The sequence below is a fragment of the uncultured Agitococcus sp. genome (assembly GCF_937920075.1).
Taxonomy (GTDB): Bacteria; Pseudomonadota; Gammaproteobacteria; order Pseudomonadales; family Moraxellaceae; genus Agitococcus.
The window spans coordinates 1-3110 of sequence record NZ_CALETI010000202.1; the positions used below are offsets into that span (position 1 = coordinate 1).

Here is a 3110-nt window from a genome sequence, read left to right on the forward strand (position 1 = left end):
ACAAGCTGGGGCAGTGGTGTGGAGCAAATGGGCATAGGCTTTGTAAAGTACACGCTAAGTCGGCACTTGGTTGGCATTGAACAAGAGTGCAATCACAAATTATTTATGCGGCCTTACTTTTGCGAATTTATGACCGCAGGCTTAGAACGTGGTGACACCATAGGCCGCTTTAATGCGTACCGTGTAGCATTGGGTAGAGCAGGCGAACCCGGCTTTATGACTGTCAATGAGGTACGCAAAGCAGAAAATTTACCGCCTGTTGACGGTGGTAACGAATTAAACACAAGCACCGCGCCTAGTGTGACGGTGAGTATGGGTAGTTAATATGGCTCAGTTATATCAATTATTTGCGCTTAATCGAAGTGCTAATAGACGCTTTGAAGTGGTGACTAACGAAGCCAACACAGAAGCAACATTGTATTTGTATGACATGATTGTTAGTACAGACAATGAAGCAGAATGGTGGGGTGGTGTTAGCCCGATGAATTTTATTAAAGAATTAAGCAACATCACTGCAAGCACTATTCATTTACGTATCAACTCACCGGGCGGCGATGTGTTTGCGGCGCGTTGCATGGAACAAGCGATTGTTGAAAGCGGTAAAACTGTTATTGCTCACATTGACGGTCTTTGTGCCAGTGCTGCTACTTATATTGCGTTAGCGTGTAGCAGTGTAGCAATGGGTGAAGGCTCTTTGTTTATGATTCACAATGCGTGGACGATGGCATGGGGTGATAAAAACGACTTAACCAAAACAGCAACACTACTAAATAAGATTGATGGCACGTTAGCTAATAGTTATGCCAAAAAAACAGGCAAAGAAACAAGCGAAATTGCGGCATTGATGGACGCTGAAACATGGTTTACAGCACAAGAAGCCTTAGATTATGGCTTTGTAGATGAAGTTTCTACTAACGAAACACCCAAAAACACGGCACAACAGGCCAAAAATTGGCAATTAGGTGTGTATAAAAACGCTCCAAAACTTAATTCTGAGCCAAATAAACCAACACAACAACCACAAAATACGCAAAAACCAACTTCTAAACCTGCTGTTTTTGACAAACAACAGGCTTTAAACCGCTTAAATCTTGCTTGTATTTAAGCAAAACCTAAAAACAAGGCCGCATGATGCGGCTTTTTTTATGTCACAAGAGACCTAAATTATGAAAACGATTGCAGAATTACGCGCTTTAATCAAAGCAAAACACACCGAAGCCAAAGCATTAGTCGAAAACACACCGTCTAATGAGTGGACAGAAGAAAAACAGGCCGCTTATGATGAGATGGTTGCCGCTATTGAAAGTGCAAAAACTGAAATTGACCGCTTGCAACAATTAGCAACTTTAATTGGTGAGGAAGCAGCTACTGAAGAAGCCGATGCAGCAGCCCATAATGCACGCAATAAACACCCTGCCGTTGCCAAAAGCCGCGCATTATTTGCCAAATGGTTAAAGGGTGGTGATAAGGCGTTGACCGCTCAAGACTGGGCAGACATTCGCGCTACTATGTCCACCACCACAGGCAGTGAGGGTGGCTATACTGTACAAACAGACATCGCCAAAACTGTTGCCGATGCTTTAAAAGAATACGGCGGTATTCGTAACGTAGCTACCGTTATTCAAACTGAAATGGGCAACCCTATGTCGTTCCCTACCAGTAATGGTACAAGCGAAGTCGGTGAGTTGATTCCAGAAAATACGTCCGCAACAGGCCAAGATCCTGCGTTTGGCACATTATCGCTTAACGTATTTAAGTTTAGCTCTAAAGTAATTGCTGTGCCAATTGAGCTTTTACAAGATAGCTCAGTTGATATTGAAGCCTTTGTTTTAAAACGTATTACTGACCGTTTAGGGCGCATCACTAATCAAATGTTTACGACAGGCACAGGCACAGCACAGCCACGCGGTATTGTCACGGCTGCGACTTCTGGTGTGGTGGGTGCAACAGGTCAAACAACGTCTATTGCTTATGATGATTTAATTGACTTGGTGCATAGTGTTGACCCTGCTTACCGCATGAGTAGTCAATGTGGTTTTATGTTACATGACACCACAATGCGCGAAATTCGCAAACTCAAAGACGACGCTGGCCGTCCTGTCTTTTTGCCCGGTTATGATGGTTTGGCAGACGCAATGCCTGACACTATTTTGGGTTATCCTGTGACAATTAACCAAGACATGCCAGTCATGGCGGCGGATGCTAAGTCGGTATTGTTTGGTGACTTTAGCCGTTACTATGTGCGTGATGTATTGCAAAACACCTTACACCGTTTTGAAGATTCGGCTTATGCCAAACTTGGCCAAGTTGGTTTCTTGGCGTGGGCGCGTAGCGGTGGCAACTTGATTGATGTAGGTGGTGCAATCAAGTATTACCAAAATTCTGCTACTTAATCGTTAAATAAAAAAGGCGCGTCATGCGCCTTTTGTTTTAGGTGAAACATGAAAACCATTATCACTGTACCGTCAACTGAGTTAGTTGTCTCGCTTAATTTGGCAAAACAGCATTTACGTTTAGATACTGATGACGGCACAGACGATGATTTGATTAAACACTTAATTGAAGTAGCGACAGAACGTGCAGAACATCAATTGGGGCGGTCGTTATTAACTAAAACGTATAAAACAGTCGCAGAGCATGGCGACAAAATTAAATTATTACCTAACCTGATTGCTATTAGTAGTGTTGTTGTTACTAATGATGATGACAGTACAACCACATTGACGGGTAGCGATTATTTATTAAATAAAAATAGTTTAATACCCGAAATTATGCCAATGGTGGTTGTTGAAAAGACTATTGCAATTACTTATACCGCAGGCTACGGCAATGCTGATGCTGTTCCAAAAGCGATTAAACAATGGATATTAGTTGACTTGGCAACCCTGTATGAAAACCGTGAAGCAGTGATGAGTTACGGTGTAAATGCTGTGCCGTATGCTTTTGTTGACGGTTTGCTTGACCCTTACCGAGTGCAATACTAATGCAAACGCCGATTGGTCGCTTACGTCACCGTGTTACATTCCAACGCCTCACCAAAACACGCGGTTTGTCGGGTGGTGAAAAGCAAGAATGGGTTGACGTGTGTACGGTGTGGGCGCGTATAAGCC

Annotated in this window: 5 protein-coding genes; all 5 read left to right on the top strand. The window is 43.2% G+C overall.

Annotated elements, in window-relative coordinates:
* Window positions 1-324 (top strand): phage portal protein (locus Q0212_RS07420; protein ID WP_297924103.1); only part of this gene is annotated, 324 nt, incomplete at its 5' end.
* A 1-nt stretch (window position 325) separates the two neighbouring features.
* Window positions 326-1105 (top strand): head maturation protease, ClpP-related, encoded by a 780-nt coding sequence (locus tag Q0212_RS07425; protein WP_297924105.1) that lies wholly within the window; start codon window positions 326-328, stop codon window positions 1103-1105.
* A gap of 61 nt (window positions 1106-1166) precedes the next feature.
* Window positions 1167-2393 (top strand): phage major capsid protein, encoded by a 1227-nt coding sequence (locus tag Q0212_RS07430; RefSeq protein ID WP_297924107.1) that lies wholly within the window; start codon window positions 1167-1169, stop codon window positions 2391-2393.
* Window positions 2394-2441: 48 nt separating this feature from the next.
* Window positions 2442-2984 (top strand): head-tail connector protein, encoded by a 543-nt coding sequence (locus tag Q0212_RS07435; protein WP_297924109.1) that lies wholly within the window; start codon window positions 2442-2444, stop codon window positions 2982-2984.
* Window positions 2984-3110 (top strand): head-tail adaptor protein (locus Q0212_RS16785; protein ID WP_367175716.1); only part of this gene is annotated, 127 nt, incomplete at its 3' end. The genes Q0212_RS07435 and Q0212_RS16785, both read left to right, overlap by 1 nt.